Genomic DNA, 18853 nt, shown 5'->3' with positions numbered 1-18853 from the left:
GGCTCGCGCCCGTACGAAACGAGCCGTAACCGGGAGACACCCACGATGGCCAAGAAGCGACCCCAGACCCAGGCCGAGCGCCCGCAGCTCACGGATGCCGAGATCCCGGTCGTCGGCGCCCGTGAGCCCTGCCCCTGCGGCAGCGGCCGGCGTTACAAGGCCTGCCACGGCCGGGCCGCCGCGCACGCGGTGACCGAGCTGGTGCAGCGTCCGTTCGAGGGACTCCCGGGCGAGTGCGACTGGATCGCCCTGCGCGAGCTGGTGCCGGCGGCGACCGTCGAGCTGAAGCTCAGGGAGGCCCTCCCCGAGGACGTCCCCTCGGTCACACTCGTGACGGTGCTGCCGATGGCGTGGCCGGCCCTGCGCCGCGACGACGGCTCGGTCCTGCTCGGCCTGCAGAACGACACGGCGTCGGGCGACATCAGCCGTGACCTCGCGGACACCCTCCAGCGCGCCATGACCGCCGAGCCGGGCACCCCGGTCCAGGGTCGCCGCGCACCCGTCGGCGGACCGCGGCTGCAGGACCTGCTGGACCCCGAGGGCGCCTTCGAGCCAGTCGTCCACAGCGGCTTCGAGTTCTGGGTCCCGGACGCGCAGAACACGACGCCGGAGGTGGCCGCCTCCCTGGAGCGGGCCAACGCCGCGGCCATCCCGACGGTGAAGCTGGAGGGCGTCGACGCCGCCTACTGGTGTGAGACCTCCGACAAGAACCATCTGCGGTGGGTCATGCCGCACTCCGAGGAGCGGCTTCTGGACGCTCTCGCGCGGCTGCACGCGGCCGGGCAGTCGAGCCTCGGCGAAGGCACCCGCCTGGTCGGCTCCTTCCGCGCGCACGGGCTCACGGTGCCGGTCTGGGACCTGCCGAGCGAGGTGCGCGCGGAGGACGTCGAGAAGCCGGCGGCCGAGTTCGCCGAGCGCCTCGCGGCCGCCCTGGCGTCGGACGCACCGCTCACCGCGGACGAGCGCCGGGCGCGCGGCGGGCTGACCAACCGGCAGGTGACGCTCAGCTGAGGCCCGGCCTCCGCCTGACCGACCGGTCAGGCGGACCGGGGTGTCCTCCCCTGGGTGACCCCTGTCACAAGTCGCCATCGCGACAGGCAAATCCGTGCCGGAATGGCCGAGATCGAATTTGCGAACCGCCGATCTCTTGTTACCGTTCCAGTAGCCCGGTTGCTGGTGCATCCCCCGTCGCCAGCAACCGGGCCTTTCCATGCACGGGCGCGCCCACCCGTCGGCGCGGCGCCAACTGTCCCGGGCGACAGTCGGTTTACCCGTCGTCCGACGGAGGCCGGTCGCTTCCGGAGCGCAGCAGCAGCGGTCCGCCCCCGTCACGCCGGGCGAACTCCGCGACCGCCGCATACGCCCCCGGGTCGCCCGTCAGGTGCTGCCGGGGTGTCTCACAGATCCCCGGGGCGTCGGAGACGCCGACCGCGCAGCGCATCTCGACGGTGCGCCCGTCGGGTGCCATCAGATCCAGGACGGAACTCATTCCCCCGCCGCGCGCGTTGCGGTAGTACATGCGCGCCCAGATGTCCTGCCCCCGTGTCAGCACACAGGTCTGCGCCTCGATGCCGTCGCCGGAGGAGATTTGGCGTCCACAGTGGGCGGCGGTGGCAAGAGCCGAGCCGGACAGCAGCGGGGAGCGGGCGGACACCGGCCGCTTCGCGTCATCGTGCGCGGGCGTGCGGGCCTCGAAACGGCCCGCGTCGCCGACCGGTCCGGCGGAGGCCACCGTGAGCGGAACCGCGGCCAGGACCGCGACCACGCCCAGGAGCGCGAGCAGCCGGATCCCACAAGGGTCGGGCCGGCCGGGGCCCGGCGTGTCCCTGCTGAGGCCGAACCCCCGCCTCCCGTGTCCCAAAGGACGCATCACCATGGGGGCGAAGATATCCGCCGATCACGGGCGCCCGGTCCGGTGCGCGGCCGACGCCCCTACAACTCGGGGGCGCTCACACCCTTACGAGTGAGGGCCTCCACGGCGGCGTCCACGACGGCCTCCACGTCGGGCACCCAGGGCGAGGCGGAGCCGGGCAGCGGAGCGCGTTCCCAGCGGATCTGCCCGTGGCCGGTCTCGGACGGCGGGAGGGCCAGATAGCCGCCCTCTCCGTGGAAGCGCAGCGAGCCGGGGACGAAGTCCTGCGCGTAGAGCAGTTCGCCCAGTTGCTCCATGGAGTACGGCGCCACGAGGATCGCCCAGCGGTGCGGCCCGGCCACGACCGGGCCGAGGCGCATGCCCTTGCGGTCGAGCGCGGCCAGGGCGCGGGAGGCCGCGAGGGCGGGCAGGCTCACCGCGCAGGGCGCCGTGCCCCCGGTGGCCAGCACGATCGGTGCGGACGGACGGTTGGTCCACCACCAGCGCACCATGCGCTCGTCGGTGGTGGCCGCGAGCAGCCCCGGGTCGAAGGGATGCGCGCCGGGCACCGTGCACTCCGGGTCCGGGCATCCGCAGCGGGCACGTCCCTGCGGGTCGGGTGCCACACCCGGGAGAACGGGCCACTGCCATTCGGTCGCGAAGGTCAGGGCCGCGCCGATCTGCTCAGGCTTCCGGTCCCTCCGCCTGGACAGGAGCCTGCGTCGCCTTCCGAGGATCTCGCGCATGAGCGCTCGTTCCTTTCCGTTGCACGCCTGGCAACACCGAGGGCCACATCACACCATGTGTCGATCACTTCACTGTGCGTACCTGCTGGCGCATCACACCCCTGTCATGGACAGAGGGAACCCCTATGGGCCGAGTGTCGGCTGTGTCCGTGTCCATACTGCGCCCACACAAGCATGGGCATGGCATGGCGTGGGGTGGCGGCGCCTGGCGATATGCCGTCCCGCTCTTGCTCGGCGCCTCCGCCACGGGAGGATGGGGCTCGGCCGTCGGTGGTTAAGACGCCCGGGTCCGGCGCCAGGTTCCGGGTGATCCCCAACCACCCCTGGCCTTCACCGAGTACGTACCCATCACGACCGTTGTGACGCTCTGTCGAGCAAGGCCAGTCGACCGCAATGGGGTGATACCCGAGGCGGTTTTAAGCCAACTTTGCTTCCTTGCAAGAGAGTAAGAGCACCCCACGGACACCAGGAATCCCAGCAGGACAATGCTGGACATCCCCTTACGAGTCCGTGTACATGTGGAGACACCGCTAGCGGCGCAGATTGACATGGGGGTTTGCGATGCTATCGAGCAATACGCACCGGTTCGAAAGCCGGACGCCATGAACGCCCCTCACCCGCCGAAAGTGGCCGGAATCGATTCAACGGTTCCCTCGCCCGCACACACTGTCGCGCCGACGCCTGCCGCCACGGATGCCCCCTCGGCCGTCCCCGTCGCGCCCATCGGCCCGGGAGCGGTCCTCCAGGACCGGCTCGCCGCCTGGGTCTCCGATCTGACGACCCTCCATGAACTCACCGAGTGCCTGGCCCGCACGACCTCGCTCGCCGCTGCGCTCCAGGAAGTACTGCGCGCCGGAGCCGCCCTCGTGGGCGCCCGGCGCGGTCTCGTCGTACTGGAGCCCCGGGACGGTCTCGGACCCGAGACCACGATCGGCCTCGGCCTCGCCCGCGCCGACCTCGGGCACATCGAGACCGTGCCGCGCAGTGCGCTGTCGTACGGCAGGATCCTCGACGGACTGCCCGGCGGTGAGTGCGAGATCGCGCAGCCGGATCTGTTCGCCGAGGACGGACTCGACCCCCGCCATCGCGAGGTGGCCGCCCGGCTCGGCTACGCCGCGAGCTACGCACTCCCCCTTGCCAGCGAGACGGCAGGCCGTCTCGGCGCCGCCGTGTGGCTCTACGACGAACCCGCGGAACCGGTCGAGCGCCAGCGCCATCTCGTCGGCCTCTACGCCCGCTACGCGACCGAACACGTGGGGCGGATGGTCGAGATCGAGCGCACGCGCGCGTGCATGACGACGATCTCCGAGGAGCTGCTGCCCACCCGGCTGCCCCGGGTCGCCGGCGTCCGGCTCGCGGCGCGGCGCCGGACCGGCCCGCGCGGCGGCGGCGACTGGTACGACGCACTGCCGCTGCCCGACGCCGCGCTCGGCCTCGCCGTCGGTTCCGTGACCGGGTCCGGGCCCAGCGCGGTCGCCGCGATGGGACGGCTGCGGGCCTCCCTGCGCGCGTACGCCGTGATGGAGGGCGAGGACCCGGTGGCGGTCCTCTCCGATCTGGAGCTGCTGCTGCGGCTCACCGAGCCCGCCCGTTCCGCCACCGCCCTGTTCGCGTACTGCGAGCCCGCGCTGCGCAGACTCACGCTCGCCGGCGCCGGACACAGCCCGCCGCTCGTGATCGGTCCGCGGCGCACCGAGTTCGTCGAGACCTCGCTGTCGGCTCCGCTCGGGATGCTGGCCTGCTGGGAGGCACCGAGCGTCGAGCTGACCGCGGAACCCGGCGAAACCGTCCTGCTGTACACCGACGGGCTGCTGCACCGCACCGGAGACTCCCTGGACCGCGCCTTCGCCCGGCTGCACACGGCGGCCGCCGGTGTGCCGAGGCCGCTGCGCACCGACCCGGGAGCGGTCGCGGACCACGTGCTGCGCACGGTGCTGCCCGACGGGCTGGACGAAGCGGACAGCGCGGAGGACGTGGTGCTGCTGGCGGCGCGGTTCGAGTGAGGGCACGGCTACCCACGGTCACCCGTGCGGTCCCGGTGACACGGCATCTCGGGTAATAGGTGCTCCGGCCCTGGACCCCCTTCCGTACGACCGTACGATGATGGAGGCCCAGTGCCGTACCAAAGGAGGATGACCGTGGCGGACCAGCTCATTCCCGCCGTATCGGATCCTGCTGCCGACGCAGCGGGTCCGGACGAGGCGGAAGAGCCGATCAAGCAGCGCAAGAACGGCCTGTACCCGGGCGTTTCCGACGAGCTGGCCGAGAGCATGAAGTCGGGCTGGGCCGACACCGAGCTGCACGACCTGCAGCCGATCGCCCAGGCCGCCGAGACCGCCGCCCGCCGCGCCGCCCTGTCCGCGCGCTTCCCGGGCGAGCGTCTGGTGATCCCCGCCGGCAATCTGAAGACCCGCTCGAACGACACGGAGTACGCCTTCCGTTCCTCCGTCGAGTACGCGTACCTGACCGGCAACCAGACCGAGGACGGCGTCCTCGTCCTCGAACCGGCCCCGGACGGTCACACGGCGACCCTCTATCTGCTGCCCCGCTCCAACCGGGAGAACGGCGAGTTCTGGCTCTCCGGCCAGGGCGAGCTGTGGGTCGGCCGCCGCCACTCGCTCACCGAGGCCGAGCAGTTGTACGGCATCCCCGCGTCGGACGTGCGTGAGCTGCCCCAGAGGCTGAAGGAGGCCACCGGCCCGGTCCGGGTCGTCCGTGGCTACGACGCGGGCATCGAGGCCGCGCTGCACGACAAGGTCACCGCCGAGCGCGACGAGGAACTGCGCGTCTTCCTCTCCGAGGCACGTCTGGTCAAGGACGACTTCGAGATCGGCGAGCTGCAGAAGGCCGTCGACTCCACCGTGCGCGGCTTCGAGGACGTGGTGAAGGTCCTCGACAAGGCGGAGGCCACCTCCGAGCGCTACATCGAGGGAACGTTCTTCCTGCGCGCCCGGGTGGAGGGCAACGACGTCGGCTACGGCTCCATCTGCGCGTCGGGCCCGCACGCCTGCACGCTGCACTGGGTGCGCAACGACGGCCCGGTCCGCTCCGGGGACCTGCTCCTGCTGGACGCGGGCGTGGAGACGCACACGTACTACACGGCGGACGTCACCCGCACGCTGCCGGTCAACGGCACCTACAGCGAGATCCAGAAAAAGATCTACGACGCCGTGTACGAGGCCCAGGAGGCCGGCATCGCGGCGGTGAAGCCGGGCGCCAAGTACCGCGACTTCCACGACGCCGCCCAGCGGGTGCTGACCGAGAAGCTGGTCGAGTGGGGTCTGGTCGAGGGCCCGGTGGAGCGCGTCCTGGAGCTGGGCCTGCAACGCCGCTGGACCCTGCACGGCACGGGCCACATGCTCGGCATGGACGTGCACGACTGTGCGGCCGCCCGCACGGAGACGTATGTGGAGGGCACGCTGGAGCCCGGCATGGTGCTCACGGTCGAGCCGGGCCTGTACTTCCAGACGGACGACCTGACCGTCCCGGAGGAGTACCGAGGCATCGGCGTCCGCATCGAGGACGACATCCTGGTCACCGTGGACGGCAACCGGAACCTTTCGGCGGGGCTGCCGCGGCGCTCCGACGAGGTCGAGGCGTGGATGGCGTCCCTGAAGGGCTGACCGCGGACGTCCTCGAAGGACTGATACGCGCGGAAGGGCCGGGTCACCGCGGAGCGGTGGGTCCCGGCCCTTTCCCTGTTCCGCCGCCCTTCGCCCGTGTCGCTGCCTTTCACCCGTTCCACCGCCTGTCGGCGAACACGGCGCCCGTGCGGGGGAGTTGACCGGAAAGCGCGGCGGACGCGGCGGCCGGTGCGGTCCGGCTACACGGCCGCCAGCGGGGCACCCTGCTTCCACTTGAGGGTCTTGTCGAAGCTCACCACCGCCCCGCCGCGCCCCGGCGTGCTGCCGATGTGTACGTGGTCGGCGAGTTCCTCGATGAGGCACAGGCCCCGGCCGTGCTCCGCGTCGGTGCAGCTCGGCAGGGCGAGGGGACGGGACCGGCCGGCAGGGAACCCCGGGCCCGAGTCGGCGACTTCGATGCGGCACGTCTCACCGTCGAGATACGCCGTGACCCGGTACGCCTCCGACATGCCGCCGTGGGCGGTGTCCCCGCCGTGCTCGACCGCGTTGGCGCAGGCCTCGCTCAGGGCGACTGAGAGGTCGTAGGAGATGTCCGGGTCGACGCCCGCGGTCTCCATCGTGCCCATCAGGAGCCGCCGGGCGAGCGGCACGCTCGCAGCTTCACGCCGCAGATGGAGTGACCACCAGATGCTCATGCTCCAGCCTCCTGGCCGCGGCTCGACATACCGTTACGTATTGCCGCCCGTACGCGGCCGCAATCACCCCGACGACGAGATCCCGCCCGTACGGCGGATGCGCCGGAGCTTGGAAGGGGTGTATGCACGCCGCCCGCATCGCCGGAATGCGATCTTCCGGCGCACCGGAGCACAGACCACCCCAAAGCCACCTTGCGGACCTGCCGCACGCGCCCGGGACGGGCAGTGCGATGATGAGGCCGCCATGAGTGCCCCCCATCAGCGCACGGCGCGCACCGGATGGGATCTGCGGATCCTGCGGGCCGCGGTGTTCTCCGCGGTCTGCGTCGTGCTGGCCGGGGCCGGGCACGCCTTCGCGTCCTGCGCCATGGTTCCGCTGTGGGCGCTGGCCGTCGGCTTCCTCGGCGTGTTCGCCTCTACGGTGACGCTCGCCGGACGGGAACGTTCACTGCCGGGCATCGCGGGACTCCTCGCGGTGGGCCAGACCGTGCTGCACACCCTGTTCGGACTCGGGCAGCACGCCGGTGCGGGGTCGATGGCGTCCATGGCGTCCATGGGCTCGATGACCTCGAACACCGCGACGGCCGATGCCACGCTCGTGGCGCGGGCCGCGCATCTGCTGTGCGGCACCACCGCGGCGGCGATCTCCCCCGCGCAGGCCCAGAAGATCCTCGCCGACGCGCGGCTCACCACCGGGACGGACACCACCGTCGTGCACCACCCCGCGGACGCGCTGTCGACCGCGGCCGGTTCGTGGTGGTCGCTGCTGCCGTCGGTGTCCATGCTGCTCGGCCACGTCCTCGCGGCGGTCGCCGCCGGGTGGGTGCTGCGCCACGGGGACAAGGCGCTGCTGCGGCTCATGCACCTGTCCGCGCACGGGGTCGCGGAAGGGGCGCTCGTACGGGCCCTGCGATCGTCGCTCGCCCTGGTGCGCGCCCTGGTGGCCGGGCTCCCCACGACTCCTGGCGCGGGCGTGCGCGCCCCGCGCACCGCCTTCCTCCTGCCGCCGAAGCCGCGCACGACCGCACTGCGGCACGCGGTGATCCGGCGCGGCCCGCCCTCCCCCGCTCCCTGCGTCCTCGCTGCCTGACGCGACGCGCCGCTCCCTCGTCCTTGCGCAAGGGGCCGCCGTCGCGCGGCACACGCGCGTGCCCGTGAGCTGCCACGACCGTGGCGATCCCCCCGCACGCGCTCTCTCTTCGCCAACGGACTCTCACTCGGAGTGGAGTGTTCTCACGTCATGAAGGCCATCAAGGGTTCCCTGAAGACGTCCCGTGTCGCCGTCACCGGTGCCACCGCCGCGTCGGCCGTGCTGTTTCTGTCCGTCCCCGCGTTCGCACACGTCACCGTGCAGCCGGAGGGCGCGGCTGCCAAGGGTGACTACGCGGTCGTCGACTTCAAGGTCCCGAACGAGCGCGACAACGCCTCGACCACCAAGCTGGAGGTCGCCTTCCCGGCCGACCATCCGCTCGCCTCGGTGATGCCGCAGCCCCTCGACGGCTGGAAGGTGCAGGTCACCAAGTCCAAGCTCGACAAGCCGCTGACGCTGCACGGCCGTCAGATCGACGAGACGGTCACCAAGGTGACCTGGACCGCCACCGGCAAGGGCATCGAACCGGGCTACTTCCAGAAGTTCCCGCTCTCCGTCGGCCAGCTCCCGGAGGACACCGACCAGCTCGTCTTCAAGGCCCTCCAGACGTACTCCAACAACGAGGTCGTGCGGTGGATCGAGCCGCAGAAGGAGGGCCAGGAGGAGCCCGAGAACCCGGCTCCGGTGCTCCAGCTGAGCGCCGCGTCCTCCGGCCACCACGGCGCCACGGCCCAGGACGCCTCCGCGAAGGACACCGCCTCCGCGCCCTCCGCCGGCACCAGCGACACCACCGCCCGCGTCCTCGGGGTCGTGGGCATCGTGGTCGGTGCGGCGGGCGTGGCGTACGGCGTTCTGGCCGGCCGCCGACGCACCCACCACGCCTGAGGTCCGACTCACCTCCGGACATGCGCCGGGGTCGTACGGCATCGCCGCGACGCGCCCCGTACGACCCCGGCGCCACCGGACCGCCTAAATCTGGGACATTTCTCTATGCGCAAGAAGAAGACGCTCACCGCGGCCGCTGTCCTCGCCGCCGCCGCGTTCACCCTCTCCGCCTGCGGATCAGGCGACAGCGGCAGCAAGCCGGTCGCCGTGGTTTCCGCCGAGTCCGGCTCGGACAAGGCCGCCACCGTGCTCGACCAGCCGTTCACGAAGCCGGACCTCGTCCTCACCGACACCCACGGCAAGAAGTACGACCTGCGCGCGCAGACCAAGGGCAAGCCGACGCTGCTCTACTTCGGCTACACCCACTGCCCCGACGTCTGCCCGCTCACCATGAACAACCTCGCCGTCGCCAAGAAGGAGGTGGAGAAGAACAAGGAGCTGACCCAGGCGCAGAAGGACTCGCTGCAGATCGTGTTCGTCACCACCGATCCCGAGCGCGACACCCCGGCCGCGCTCGGCAAGTGGCTCCAGGGCATCGACCCCGAGGTCGTGGGTCTGACCGGCGGCTTCTCCACGATCCAGGCCGGCGCCCGCAGCCTCGGCATCACCATCGAGCCGCCGCGGAAGGAGAAGGACGGCAAGATCGTCTCCACCCACGGCACCCAGGTCATCGCGTTCTCGCCGAAGACCGACGGGGGTTATCTGCTCTACGGCGAGGACGCCACCGTCGACGACTACACCAAGGACCTCCCCAAGATCATCAAGGGGGAGAACCCGTGAAACTCCGCCTCGGCCGGATCGCCGCGCTGACGGCGGCGGGTCTGGTGCTCGCGGGCTGCGGCGGCTCGGGCGGCTCGTCCTCGGCCAAGCCCGAGCTGAAGATCACCGGTGCCTATATGCCCGCGCCCGTCGCCGGTGACATGGCAGCCGGCTTCTTCACCGTCACCAACTCCGGCGGTGCGGACACCCTCACCTCCGTCACGAGCAGCCTCGCCGGAGACATCACGATGCACTCCACCAAGGACGGCGCGATGGCGGAGGAGAAGTCGTTCGCCGTACCCGCGGACGGCAGACTCGACTTCGCGAGCGGCGGCAACCACCTCATGTTCGAGAAGCTCGCCCACAAGCCGGCCCGGGGCGACAAGGTGCCGGTGCAGCTGCACTTTGCCAAGTCCGGAACCGTCACGGTCGAGATGCCGGTGAAGTCGGCCACGTACAACCCGATGACCGGGCACTGAGAGAGGGATCACCGTGACGCAGGCCACCGTTCCCGACGCGCAACGCCGGCGAGACGTCCGTACCGCGCTGCCGCGCACACGCCGTCTCCGGGCGCTCCCCGCCCTGCTGGCGCTGCTGCTCGCCGCCATGGGCGTGCTCTTCGGCGGGGTCGCACCCGCCTCCGCGCACGCGGCGCTGCTCGGCAGCGACCCCGCGCAGGGAACGGTGGTCGACAAGGCGCCCACCGAGGTCACCCTCACCTTCTCCGAGCAGGTCGCGCTCTCCGACGGCTCGCTGCAGGTCCTCGATCCGCAGGGACGGCGCGTCGACACCGGCAAGCCGTCCAATCTGAGCGGGACGATGTACGGGGTGCAGGTGCGCACGGGGCTGCCCAAGGGCACGTACACCGTCACCTACCAGGTGGTGTCCGCGGACAGCCATCCCGTCTCCGGCGCCTTCACCTTCTCCGTCGGCGCGCCGTCCGCGACCACGGTCTCGGCCTCCGGGCCGACCGCGGGCGGCGGGTTCGTCGGCTGGCTCTACGCGTTCGCCCGGTACATCTCCTACGCCGGGTTCATCGTCCTGGTCGGCGGCGCGGCCTTCGTGCTGGCCTGCTGGCAGCGAGGGGCCGGCGTACGGGCGGTGCAGCGGCTGGTGGTCTCCGGGTGGGTGGCCCTCACCTCGGCGACGCTCGCGCTGCTGCTCCTGCGCGGTTCGTACACCGGCTCGGGGAAGGTCGCGGACATCTTCGACGTGTCCCTGATCGGCCAGGTGCTGCAGACCAAGGCCGGGGCGGCGCTGGTCTCCCGGCTGCTGCTGCTCGCGGCAGGGGCGCTGTTCATCGCGGTGCTCTTCGGGGCGTACGTACGACGGGACGCGGGCGCCGAGGGCGAGGCGGGCGGTTCCGCGGACCTCGACGACCACGACGACGGGCAGGAGACGTCCGACGGTGGCTCCTCCGGCGAGAGAGCCGCGCAGGACGCCGAGAAGCGGGACCTCACCTTGGGGCTCGCCCTCGGCGGAACCGTCGTGGCGGCGGGGCTCGCGGCGACCTGGGCGATGGCCGAGCACGCCTCGACCGGCATCCAGACCGGGCTCGCGATGCCGGTCGACATCCTGCATCTGCTGGCCGTCGCCGTCTGGCTGGGCGGGCTCGCGGCGCTGCTCGTGGCGCTGTTCCGGGCGCCCTCGATCGAGGCGGCGGCCGTCGGGCGCTTCTCACGCCTCGCGTTCGGGAGCGTCGTGGTGCTGACCGCGACCGGTGTCTACCAGGCCTGGCGCCAGCTCGGCTCGTGGTCCGCCCTGACCGGGACGTCGTACGGGCAACTGCTGCTCGTGAAGGTCGGGCTGGTCGCCGTCCTCGTGGGCATCGCCTGGATCTCACGGCGCTGGACGGCGCGGCTGGCGGATGCGCCGGTCGCGGGGGTCGACCCGCCGGACACGGCCGACAGGGCGGAGCAGGAACGCACGGGGAAGAAGCGCGCGACCGTGGCGGCGAAGGCGTCCACCCGGACGGCGACTCGGGCACCGACCGAGGCGTCGCCCAAGGGGAGCGCGCAGGACGGTGACAGCGGTTCCGAGCGCGCCGCGCAGCTGGCCCGGCAGCGGGCCGCCATGGCCGCGGCCCAGGCCAAGCGCACCCGCGATGCCGACCCCGTCCGTTCGGGGCTGCGCCGTTCCGTGCTCGCCGAGGCGGGCGTCGCCGTCGTCCTCCTGGCCGTCGCCACCGCGCTGACCACGACCGAGCCGGGGCGTACGGAGGAGGCGGCCAGGGCGGCCACCGCGTCCGCCTCGCAACGCTCCGGCCCCCTGTCGCTGAAGATGCCCTTCGACACGGGCGGCCAGGACGGCAAGGGCACCGTCGAGGTCACCCTCGACCCGGCCCGCGTCGGCAGCGACGAGATGCACGTCTATGTGGTGCGTCCCAACGGCAAGGCCTTCGACGTCCCCGAGGTCAAGGTCGCCTTCACCCTGGAGTCCAAGGGCATCGGACCGCTTCCGATCGAGCCCGACCGCATCGCCACAGGGCACTGGTCGGCGAGCGGTGTGCAGATCCCCATGGCGGGCGACTGGAAGATCGCGGTGACCGTCCGAACCTCCGACATCGATCAGACCACCGTGACCAAGAACGCAAAGATCGGCTGAACCGCACCATGGCTGACCAGTCCACGCCGGAGGCGTCCCACGAGGACATCCCGTCCCAGAAGTCGCCGGGCCGCCCCAGTGCCCAGCGCTCACCCAAGGGAGCCGCGGCCAAGAGGTCCTCCACAAGCACCCCTGAGGACGCCGGCTCCGGCAGCGCCTTCCCCCAGAGCGTGATCTCGCGGCGACGGCTCCTCGGGACCGCCGGGGCCACCGGGCTGGCGCTGGGCGCCGCGGGCGGCGCCGTCGGCTACGCGGCGGCGCCCTCCGACAAGGCCCTGCCGCTGACCTCGCTCGGCACGGACCGGGCGATGTTTCACGGGAAACATCAGCCCGGCATCGCCGACGCCGTCCAGGCACGTGGTCATCTCGCCGCCTTCGACCTGGCGGCGGGGGCGGGCCGCACCGAGGCCGCCGCGCTGCTGCGCCGCTGGTCGGCGACCGCCGAGCGGCTGATGGCGGGCGAGGCGGCGCCGCACGACGACACCGACGTCGCCCGGGACGCCGGCCCCTCGGCCCTGACGATCACCTTCGGCTTCGGAAACAGCTTCTTCTCCCGTACGGGTCTGGAGAAGCAGCGCCCGTCCGCCCTGGACCCGCTGCCCGACTTCTCCTCGGACCGGCTGGACAAGTCCCGTAGCAACGGCGATCTCTGGGTCCAGATCGGTGCCAGCGACGCGCTCGTCGCCTTCCACGCCCTGCGCGCACTCCAGAAGGACGCGGGCAGCGCGGCACGGCTGCGCTGGCAGATGAACGGCTTCAACCGCTCCCCGGGTGCCACCGCACACCCCATGACGGCGCGCAACCTGATGGGCCAGATCGACGGCACCCACAATCCGAAGCCGACCGACGCCGACTTCGACCAGCGGATCTTCGTCCCCGCCTCCGGTGACCCGGCCTGGATGGCGAACGGCTCGTATGCGGTCGTACGCCGGATCCGTATGCTCCTCGACGACTGGGAGAAGCTCTCGCTCCAGGCCCAGGAGGCGGTCATCGGGCGCCGCAAGGCCACGGGGGCACCGCTGAGCGGCGGGACCGAGACCACCGAGATGGATCTGGAGAAGTCCGCTGCCGACGGCTCCCCGGTCGTGCCGTTGAACGCGCACGCGCGCATCACCCGGCCCGACCAGAACGGGGGCGCGGCGATGCTGCGTCGCGCGTTCTCCTTCCACGACGGCTTCGACCCGGACGGGACGCCCGACGCGGGCCTGCTGTTCATCTGCTGGCAGGCGGACCCGCTGCGCGGTTTCGTCCCGGTCCAGCGCAAGCTCGACCGGGGCGACGCGCTGTCGCAGTACATCCGCCATGAGGCGAGCGGCCTGTTCGCGGTGCCGGGCGGGGCGCCGCAGGGAGAGTACGTGGGGCAGCGGCTGCTGGAGGGATGACAAGCAGTGACCGCGCAGTGGCCGGGGAGGCGCGATCATCGTTTTCCACAGCTTCGAGCCGGGTTCCGTCGAGGCCCATTAGGGTGAGGTCATGCCAGCCAGCTATGCGTATCTCGGTCCCGAAGGCACCTTCACCGAGGTCGCCCTGCGCACGCTGCCGGAGTCCGCGACCCGGGAGCTCGTCCCGATGGTGTCGGTCCCGGCGGCGCTCGACGCCGTCCGCAACGGCGAGGCGGAGGCCGCCTTCGTACCGATCGAGAACTCGGTGGAGGGCGGCATCACGACCACCCTCGACGAGCTGGTCGCCGGCGAGCCCCTGATGATCTACCGGGAGGTCCTCCTCTCGATCACCTTCGCGCTGCTGGTCCGCCCCGGCACCAAGCTCTCCGAGATCAAGACGGTCACCGCGCATCCCGCCGCCCAGCCGCAGGTGCGCAACTGGCTGAAGGCCCATCTCCCGGACGTCGTCTGGGAGTCCGCCGCATCCAACGCGGACGGCGCCCGCCTGGTCCAGGAGGGTCGCTACGACGCGGCGTTCGCCGGCGAGTTCGCCGCCGCGCGCTACGGCCTGGAGGCGCTGGAGACCAACATCCACGACGCGGAGAACGCGCAGACGCGGTTCGTGCTGGTCGGACGGCCCGCCCGGCCGGCGGCTCCCACCGGCGCGGACAAGACCTCGGTCGTTCTCTGGCAGCGCGACGACCACCCGGGCGGTCTGCGCGACCTGCTGGGCGAGTTCGCCGTCCGCGGGGTCAACCTGATGCTGTTGCAGTCCCGCCCGACCGGAGAGGGAATCGGGAACTACTGCTTCTGCATCGACGCCGAGGGCCATATCTCCGACCGCCGGGTGGCCGAGGCCCTGATGGGGCTGAAGCGGATCTGTCTCCAGGTGCGGTTCCTGGGGTCGTACCCGCGCGCGGACATCACCGTGGCCGATGCCCGGGTCCCGTCGACGGGCACGTCGGACGACGAGTTCATGGCGGCCGCGGACTGGGTGGCGCGCTGCCAGGACGGCCGGTTCTAGGACATCGGGTTCCGGAACGTCCGATACGACCTGCGGATTTTCGTTGTCCACAGAAGTTATCCACAGGTGGGCTTCTCGATCTGGGGACAAGTCGACAACACGGCACATCCCGGTCGACAAGTCCCTCCGCTGAGCCCCGGCCGTCCATCATCGCGTTCGACGCAGTTGTCCACCCGTTTCTCTCCATCACCTCTTTGGAGGGACCCTTTTACACCCGAAAGTGCAAGTAGTGGGGCTTTGCCCGGGGAATTCTCCCCTCCTGAAGGACCTTCGGAATGATCAGTTCCGAAGTCCACAGATCTTCCGCACAGCCTGTGGATAACTTTCTGGGCCCTGTGGATGACTGTGGACAAGTGGATCTCAAAACCCGCTGCCCACAAGGATTTCCGGTCAACCGAGTACACCCGGAGCGCCCCCTTCCGGCGGCAGCGTCCCTTTTCTTGACACGCTGCGTAATTGCCGCACAACGGGACATGCGCCACGGATGGATAAACGGAGTCGTAAGCCGGAACTCCACACCGGTAGCCTTGAGGGGTGATTGACCTTCGCCAGCTCCGTGAGGACCCCGACCGTGTTCGCGCTTCCCAGCGCGCCCGTGGTGAGGATGTCGCGCTCGTCGACGCCCTCCTTTCCGCCGACGAGCGGCGCAGGTCGTCCGGCGTCCGCTTCGACGAGCTCCGTTCCGAGCAGAAGGCGCTCGGCAAGCTGATCCCCAAGGCCTCCGGCGACGAGAAGGCCGAGCTGCTGCAGAAGGCGAGCCGGCTCGCCGCCGACGTCAAGACGGCCGACGCCGAGCAGCACGAGGCCGACGAGGAGGCCAAGCGGCTTCTGCTCCAGCTCGGCAACCTGGTGCACCCCGACGTCCCGGTCGGCGGCGAGGAGGACTTCGTCGTCCTGGAGACGCACGGCACCGTCCGCGACTTCGGCGCCGAGGGCTTCGAGCCCAAGGACCACCTGGAGCTCGGCGAGGCACTCGGCGCGATCGACGTCGAGCGCGGCGCGAAGGTCTCCGGATCGCGCTTCTACTACCTGACGGGTGTCGGCGCCCTGCTGGAGCTGGCGCTCGTGAACGCGGCGATGGCGCGGGCCGTGGAGGCCGGGTTCACCCCGATGCTGACCCCCGCCCTGGTCCGCCCGCGCGCCATGGAGGGCACCGGCTTCCTCGGCCAGGCCGCGGAGAACGTGTACCACCTGGAGAAGGACGACTTCTACCTGGTCGGCACCTCCGAGGTCCCGCTCGCCGCGTACCACATGGACGAGATCATCGACGCGGACAAGCTGCCGCTGCGCTACGCGGGCTTCTCCCCGTGCTTCCGCCGCGAGGCCGGCACCTACGGCAAGGACACGCGGGGCATCTTCCGTGTGCACCAGTTCGACAAGGTCGAGATGTTCTCGTACGTCGACCCCGAGGACGCCGAGAACGAGCACAAGCGGCTCCTGGAGTGGGAGAAGGAGTGGCTCACCGCCCTTGAGCTGCCGTTCCAGGTCATCGACGTGGCGACGGGCGACCTGGGCGCGTCCGCCTCACGCAAGTACGACTGCGAGGCCTGGATCCCCACCCAGGGCAAGTACCGCGAGCTGACGTCGGCCTCGAACTGCGACGGCTTCCAGGCCCGCCGTCTGTCGGTCCGCATGCGCGACGGCAAGAAGGTGCAGCCGCTGGCGACGCTGAACGGCACGCTGTGCGCCGTACCGCGGACGATCGTGGCGATCCTGGAGAACCACCAGCTGGCCGACGGCTCCGTGCGGGTGCCCGAGATCCTGCGCCCGTACCTGGGCGGCCGGGAGCTGCTGGAGCCCGTGGCCAAGTGAGCACGGCCGAGGGCGCCCGACTTCCGTACCGACTGATCGCGACCGACCTCGACGGGACGCTGCTGCGTCCCGACGAGACGGTCTCCGCGCGCACCCGTGCGGCGCTCGCCGCGGTCACCGAGGCGGGCGCGGCGCACATCGTCGTCACCGGCCGTGCGGTCCCCTGGACCCGTCCCATCCTCGACGACCTCGGATACCGGGGACTCGCGGTGTGCGGCCAGGGGGCACAGGTGTACGACGCGGGGGAGCGGCGGTTGCTGACGTCGGTGACGCTGGACCGGCAGATAGCGGGTCTCGCGCTGGCGAAGATCGAGGCCGAGGTGGGCCCGCTGCTGCTGGCGGCGAGCCGGGACGGGTTGGACGGGGAGGTCCTGGTCGCCCCCGGCTACCGGGTCCATGAGGGGCCGCTGCCCTACCATCCGATCCGGGACGCGGCGGAGCTGTGGTCGGCGCCGCTGAACAAGGTGTACCTCCAGCACCCGACCCTGAGCGACGACGAACTGGCCGAGGCGGCACAGCAGGCCGCCGGGGGCCTGGTCGGAGTGACCATGGCGGGCGAGGGGATAGTGGAGATCCTGCCGCTGGGCCTGACGAAGGCCACGGGGCTGTCGCTGGCGGCCCGCCGCCTGGGCATGAAGGCCGCGGACACGATCGCCTTCGGCGACATGCCGAACGACATACCGATGTTCGCGTGGGCCGGCCACAGCGTGGCCATGGCCAACGCGCACGAGGACCTCAAGGCGGTGGCGGACGAGGTGACGCTGTCCAACGAGGAGGACGGCATCGCGGTCGTGCTGGAGCGGTTGCTGGGCTAGGGCCTGTGCCCGAACGGGCGCACCAGAGGGTGTGTGGTGTCTCGGTCTGTGTCTCGCGGAGGATGCGCGGATCGAACGCGCGCGGGGACTGGCCCCGACCACGGCTTAGCAAGCCGGTGCCTTGCCACTCGGCCAATCCTCCGGGTGGGCGGCCCGCGCGAAACCCGTCGCGCGCTCGAAGCGGCCGCCCCGGGCAGCTCCCCGTGCGAAGCGGGGCTCGACGGAGAGGTGGCTACTCCGGAGCCCGCCGCGGGCTGCCCTGTCGGGAGCTGGGCGTACTGCCGTGCATGGACATCGCCCGGCTCCTCTCCCAGAACATGGCGCCGGCTCGGTCCGGCGTCGTTGACTCCACTGTGCCCGTTCCGTCGTATCGGACGCCACCGAATAAAACGCACCGGCCGTGCGAGCGGGGCACACGCGCCCCGCGGGCGGGGCGCACCGCTCTCGCGGCGGTCACGGTCGCTACCGGCGGCGCCACCTGCGACGGCGCGCCTTGCTGAAGAACCACCCGGCGGGCGGCTCGTCCGAGCGCCACGGCTGGGGGTCGGGCGCCTCGTTCCGCCAGCGCGCGGCCAGCATCCGGGCGCGCGCGGAGGGCTCCGTCGTCGGCGCGGACCGTATGAAGTCCTCGTCGAACACGGCGCCGTCCCAGGCGTCGCCGGCCTCGCCCGGCCCTTCGCCTCCTGGTGCCTCCGCTGTCATCCCCAGTCCTTTCGCAGCACATCCCCTTTGCCCAGTGTGCCTAGGCAGATGTGAAGGCGCTGTCAAAAACGCCTTCGAAAAGCGCAAGAACGACGGCCCGCCGCCGAGCCCGGTGCGGGGTGCGGCCTTCTGCCCGGCCGCACCCCGCACCTGAGGCCCGTCAGGGCCCCGCAGGGTCTGTCACTCCTCGCCCGCGAGGGTCAGTGCCCGCAGCTTCTGGCCCGCGTACCAGGTGGTCGCCAGGGTCACCACGATCAGCAGCACCGTCGCGGTGGGCAGTCCGACGTCCGACGTGACCAGCGAGCTGTCGGAGACCTTGTGCGCCACGGCGAGCGCCCACTGCTGAATGCTGAGCGTGCGCGCACCGGAGACCAGCGAGCCGAAGAGCGCCTCCCAGACCAGCGCGTAGACCAGCCCGAAGACCACCGCGTGCCGGCTGACCGTGCCGAACAGCAGGAACAGCGCCGCGTAGGCGATGGAGGCGACCAGCGCCGCCACCGTGTACGCGACCGCGATCTGCTGGCCGTTGCCGTTGAGGATCATGCCCGCGATGAACGTGGGCAGCGCCGAGAACGCCATGGTGACCGCGATGGCGACGATCAGCTTGGTGATGATGATCGTGGGCCGCTTCACCGGTTTGGCCAGCAGATACACCACCGAGCCGTCGTCGATCTCGGGCCCGATCGCGCCGGTGCCGGCGATGACGCCGATGATCGGCACCATGGTGGCGAGCGCGAATCCGCCGAGCACGTCATGGGCCACCTGGTCGTCGGCGCCGGTCAGCGCCCGGACGACCACGGAGATCACGATCAGCAGGGCGGGCAGCGCGCCGAGGATGAGGGCCCGGCGGCGGCCGAGCAGGCCCCGGTAGGTGAGCCGGGCGACTGTGGGGTCGTACATCTT

17 protein-coding genes and 1 tRNA gene are annotated in these 18853 nt (G+C 71.3%); 12 read left to right on the top strand and 6 right to left on the bottom strand.

All coding sequences use genetic code 11. The features are described from left to right. Positions 1 to 45: 45 nt before the first annotated feature. The gene (locus tag ACFY2Z_RS13275; RefSeq protein WP_390744278.1) at positions 46 to 1011 is read left to right on the top strand and encodes a DUF5926 family protein; all 966 of its coding nucleotides are present in this window, start codon (positions 46 to 48) and stop codon (positions 1009 to 1011) included. A 256-nt stretch (positions 1012 to 1267) separates the two neighbouring features. Here ACFY2Z_RS13275 and ACFY2Z_RS13270 read toward each other — a convergent pair whose 3' ends face one another. Continuing rightward, the gene (locus ACFY2Z_RS13270; RefSeq protein ID WP_390744277.1) at positions 1268 to 1876 is read right to left on the bottom strand and encodes a hypothetical protein; all 609 of its coding nucleotides are present in this window, start codon (positions 1874 to 1876) and stop codon (positions 1268 to 1270) included. A gap of 56 nt (positions 1877 to 1932) precedes the next feature. Further along, complete coding sequence (locus ACFY2Z_RS13265; protein WP_311693918.1) at positions 1933 to 2598, bottom strand: bifunctional DNA primase/polymerase; 666 nt, start codon at positions 2596 to 2598, stop codon at positions 1933 to 1935. Between the two features lie 485 nt (positions 2599 to 3083). Between ACFY2Z_RS13265 and ACFY2Z_RS13260 the strand changes: the two genes are divergently transcribed. Together ACFY2Z_RS13260 and ACFY2Z_RS13255 are read left to right on the top strand one after the other, a co-directional pair. Beyond that, positions 3084 to 4601: a PP2C family protein-serine/threonine phosphatase gene (locus ACFY2Z_RS13260; RefSeq protein ID WP_390744276.1), complete on the top strand. Its 1518-nt coding sequence runs from the start codon at positions 3084 to 3086 to the stop codon at positions 4599 to 4601. 129 nt (positions 4602 to 4730) lie between these two features. Further along, complete coding sequence (locus ACFY2Z_RS13255; RefSeq protein WP_390744275.1) at positions 4731 to 6221, top strand: aminopeptidase P family protein; 1491 nt, start codon at positions 4731 to 4733, stop codon at positions 6219 to 6221. A gap of 200 nt (positions 6222 to 6421) precedes the next feature. Here the strand turns inward: ACFY2Z_RS13255 and ACFY2Z_RS13250 are convergent, their stop codons facing one another. Next, positions 6422 to 6877 carry an ATP-binding protein gene (locus ACFY2Z_RS13250; RefSeq protein WP_390744274.1) on the bottom strand — a complete coding sequence of 152 codons (456 nt, stop codon included), beginning with the start codon at positions 6875 to 6877 and terminating at the stop codon, positions 6422 to 6424. A gap of 244 nt (positions 6878 to 7121) precedes the next feature. On the opposite strand from ACFY2Z_RS13250, the gene ACFY2Z_RS13245 reads away from it, so the two are divergent. From ACFY2Z_RS13245 to ACFY2Z_RS13205, 9 genes are all read left to right on the top strand, one after another. Next, a complete protein-coding gene (locus tag ACFY2Z_RS13245) occupies positions 7122 to 7967 on the top strand; it encodes a hypothetical protein (RefSeq protein ID WP_390744273.1) in 846 nt (281 codons plus the stop codon). Positions 7968 to 8117: 150 nt separating this feature from the next. Further along, a complete protein-coding gene (locus ACFY2Z_RS13240; protein WP_390744272.1) occupies positions 8118 to 8852 on the top strand; it encodes a YcnI family protein in 735 nt (244 codons plus the stop codon). Between the two features lie 105 nt (positions 8853 to 8957). Further along, a complete protein-coding gene (locus ACFY2Z_RS13235; RefSeq protein ID WP_390744271.1) occupies positions 8958 to 9632 on the top strand; it encodes an SCO family protein in 675 nt (224 codons plus the stop codon). Continuing rightward, the gene (locus ACFY2Z_RS13230) at positions 9629 to 10090 is read left to right on the top strand and encodes a copper chaperone PCu(A)C (RefSeq protein ID WP_390744270.1); all 462 of its coding nucleotides are present in this window, start codon (positions 9629 to 9631) and stop codon (positions 10088 to 10090) included. The genes ACFY2Z_RS13235 and ACFY2Z_RS13230 overlap by 4 nt, the downstream gene beginning before the upstream one ends. A gap of 127 nt (positions 10091 to 10217) precedes the next feature. Next, complete coding sequence (locus ACFY2Z_RS13225; protein ID WP_390744344.1) at positions 10218 to 12215, top strand: copper resistance protein CopC; 1998 nt, start codon at positions 10218 to 10220, stop codon at positions 12213 to 12215. A gap of 8 nt (positions 12216 to 12223) precedes the next feature. Continuing rightward, positions 12224 to 13597, top strand: coding sequence for an iron uptake transporter deferrochelatase/peroxidase subunit (gene efeB, locus ACFY2Z_RS13220; protein ID WP_390744269.1), 1374 nt, complete (start codon positions 12224 to 12226; stop codon positions 13595 to 13597). A gap of 91 nt (positions 13598 to 13688) precedes the next feature. Continuing rightward, positions 13689 to 14621, top strand: a complete 933-nt coding sequence (pheA, locus tag ACFY2Z_RS13215) for a prephenate dehydratase (RefSeq protein ID WP_390744268.1) — start codon at positions 13689 to 13691, stop codon at positions 14619 to 14621. Between the two features lie 534 nt (positions 14622 to 15155). Then, complete coding sequence (serS, locus tag ACFY2Z_RS13210) at positions 15156 to 16433, top strand: serine--tRNA ligase (RefSeq protein ID WP_355916160.1); 1278 nt, start codon at positions 15156 to 15158, stop codon at positions 16431 to 16433. Then, a complete protein-coding gene (locus ACFY2Z_RS13205; RefSeq protein WP_390744267.1) occupies positions 16430 to 17248 on the top strand; it encodes an HAD family hydrolase in 819 nt (272 codons plus the stop codon). Before serS ends, ACFY2Z_RS13205 begins: the two co-directional genes overlap by 4 nt. Before the next feature lie 56 nt (positions 17249 to 17304). On the opposite strand, the gene ACFY2Z_RS13200 is transcribed toward ACFY2Z_RS13205, so the two are convergent. The 3 genes from ACFY2Z_RS13200 to ACFY2Z_RS13190 form a co-directional block, all read right to left on the bottom strand. Next, positions 17305 to 17390, bottom strand: a tRNA-Ser gene (locus tag ACFY2Z_RS13200). Positions 17391 to 17710: 320 nt separating this feature from the next. Continuing rightward, positions 17711 to 17950 (bottom strand): hypothetical protein, encoded by a 240-nt coding sequence (locus ACFY2Z_RS13195; RefSeq protein WP_311693894.1) that lies wholly within the window; start codon positions 17948 to 17950, stop codon positions 17711 to 17713. A 180-nt stretch (positions 17951 to 18130) separates the two neighbouring features. Further along, positions 18131 to 18850, bottom strand: coding sequence for an ABC transporter permease (locus tag ACFY2Z_RS13190; protein WP_390744266.1), 720 nt, complete (start codon positions 18848 to 18850; stop codon positions 18131 to 18133). Positions 18851 to 18853: the final 3 nt, after the last annotated feature.

The organism is Streptomyces sp. NPDC001222, assembly GCF_042896945.1.
Taxonomy (GTDB): Bacteria; Actinomycetota; Actinomycetes; order Streptomycetales; family Streptomycetaceae; genus Streptomyces; species Streptomyces gibsoniae.
Note: the sequence above shows the minus strand (reverse complement) of the source record. Positions and strands in the feature narration are given on the sequence as shown.

Excerpts from the sequence above, each read along its gene's own strand:
- ACFY2Z_RS13260 (WP_390744276.1), top strand. The coding sequence starts at position 3,084 with ATGCTGGACATCCCCTTACGAGTCCGTGTACATGTGGAGACACCGCTA.
- ACFY2Z_RS13225 (WP_390744344.1), top strand. The coding sequence starts at position 10,218 with ATGGGCGTGCTCTTCGGCGGGGTCGCACCCGCCTCCGCGCACGCGGCG.
- ACFY2Z_RS13265 (WP_311693918.1), bottom strand. The coding sequence starts at position 2,598 with ATGCGCGAGATCCTCGGAAGGCGACGCAGGCTCCTGTCCAGGCGGAGG.
- ACFY2Z_RS13275 (WP_390744278.1), top strand. The coding sequence starts at position 46 with ATGGCCAAGAAGCGACCCCAGACCCAGGCCGAGCGCCCGCAGCTCACG.
- ACFY2Z_RS13270 (WP_390744277.1), bottom strand. The coding sequence starts at position 1,876 with ATGGTGATGCGTCCTTTGGGACACGGGAGGCGGGGGTTCGGCCTCAGC.
- ACFY2Z_RS13240 (WP_390744272.1), top strand. The coding sequence starts at position 8,118 with ATGAAGGCCATCAAGGGTTCCCTGAAGACGTCCCGTGTCGCCGTCACC.
- pheA (WP_390744268.1), top strand. The coding sequence starts at position 13,689 with ATGCCAGCCAGCTATGCGTATCTCGGTCCCGAAGGCACCTTCACCGAG.
- ACFY2Z_RS13245 (WP_390744273.1), top strand. The coding sequence starts at position 7,122 with ATGAGTGCCCCCCATCAGCGCACGGCGCGCACCGGATGGGATCTGCGG.
- ACFY2Z_RS13195 (WP_311693894.1), bottom strand. The coding sequence starts at position 17,950 with ATGACAGCGGAGGCACCAGGAGGCGAAGGGCCGGGCGAGGCCGGCGAC.
- efeB (WP_390744269.1), top strand. The coding sequence starts at position 12,224 with ATGGCTGACCAGTCCACGCCGGAGGCGTCCCACGAGGACATCCCGTCC.
- ACFY2Z_RS13190 (WP_390744266.1), bottom strand. The coding sequence starts at position 18,850 with ATGTACGACCCCACAGTCGCCCGGCTCACCTACCGGGGCCTGCTCGGC.
- ACFY2Z_RS13250 (WP_390744274.1), bottom strand. The coding sequence starts at position 6,877 with ATGAGCATCTGGTGGTCACTCCATCTGCGGCGTGAAGCTGCGAGCGTG.
- ACFY2Z_RS13235 (WP_390744271.1), top strand. The coding sequence starts at position 8,958 with ATGCGCAAGAAGAAGACGCTCACCGCGGCCGCTGTCCTCGCCGCCGCC.
- ACFY2Z_RS13255 (WP_390744275.1), top strand. The coding sequence starts at position 4,731 with ATGACCGTGGCGGACCAGCTCATTCCCGCCGTATCGGATCCTGCTGCC.